Annotated in this window: 1 protein-coding gene and 1 tRNA gene; both read right to left on the reverse strand. The window is 54.5% G+C overall.

Going from position 1 to position 1258, the window contains the following annotated elements; translation table 11 throughout:
- Positions 1-191: 191 nt before the first annotated feature.
- Entirely contained in the window at positions 192-1133 is a 942-nt protein-coding gene (locus AC1DRJ_RS28235; RefSeq protein WP_477805037.1) for a ribose-phosphate pyrophosphokinase, read from the reverse strand.
- A 46-nt stretch (positions 1134-1179) separates the two neighbouring features.
- Positions 1180-1254: transfer RNA gene (locus AC1DRJ_RS28240), tRNA-Gln, on the reverse strand.
- Positions 1255-1258: the final 4 nt, after the last annotated feature.

A 1258-nucleotide genomic window follows, 5' to 3' on the forward strand; every position in this document is an offset into this window, starting at 1 on the left:
CCTTTCCCCAGGTCGGAACGCACTTCAGCATTCAGAGTAAAATCGTTCATGTTGTATCTCCAAAATAACCACATTCGCCCCAGCGTTTGCGACCAGCGCTAAAGGCGATATGGGCAAAAAAGCCCCGCCCCGACAGGAATGCCGGGGCGGGGCGCTTTTCGTCAACGTGATGAATGAGAAGGGCAGGGCCCTTAACGGAACATCGCGCTGATCGATTCTTCATTGCTGATGCGGCGGACCGCCTCGGCAACTACCGGCGCGATATCCAGTTGACGGATACGCGAACAGGCTTGARCAGCAGCGGACAACGGGATGGTGTTAGTCACCACCAGTTCGTCCAGCATGGAATTTTCGATGTTTTCGATCGCCCGACCGGACAGCACAGGGTGTGTGCAGTAGGCGAAAACCTTGGCAGCGCCATGCTCTTTCAAAGCCTTTGCCGCGTGGCACAGAGTGCCGGCGGTATCGACCATGTCATCGACCAGAATACAGGTACGCCCTTCGACATCACCGATGATATGCATCACTTCAGAGTGATTGGCTTTCTCACGGCGTTTGTCGATGATCCCGAGATCCACGCCCAAGGATTTGGCAACAGCCCGTGCACGCACGACGCCACCAATGTCCGGGGACACGATCATCAGGTTTTCGAAGCGCTGATCTTCAATGTCATCCACCAATACCGGGGAGCCGTAGATGTTATCTACCGGAATATCGAAGAAACCCTGGATTTGGTCAGCATGCAAATCAACCGTGAGAACACGGTCGATACCGACTACGGTAAGCATGTCAGCAACGACTTTCGCGCTGATAGCCACACGTGCGGAACGCGGACGGCGATCCTGACGGGCATAACCAAAGTAAGGAATAACAGCAGTAATACGAGTAGCCGAGGAGCGGCGGAAGGCGTCAGCCATCACTACCAGTTCCATCAGGTTATCGTTGGTCGGAGCGCAAGTCGGCTGAATAATGAAGACATCTTTACCGCGGACGTTTTCATTGATCTCGGCTGTAATTTCGCCRTCGGAAAACTTACCGACAGAGATGTCACCGAGAGGGATATGCAGCTGACGTACGACACGTCGAGCCAGATCGGGGTTAGCGTTCCCCGTAAAGACCATCATCTTGGACACGCGCAGTACCTGAAGGCTGAGGGTAACCTGGATGAGTATAGGAAAATGGCAGGGGCGGCTGGATTCGAACCAACGCATGGCAGGATCAAAACCTGCTGCCTTACCGCTTGGCGACGCCCCTGTAG

Source organism: Pseudomonas sp. P5_B2 (assembly GCF_056400445.1).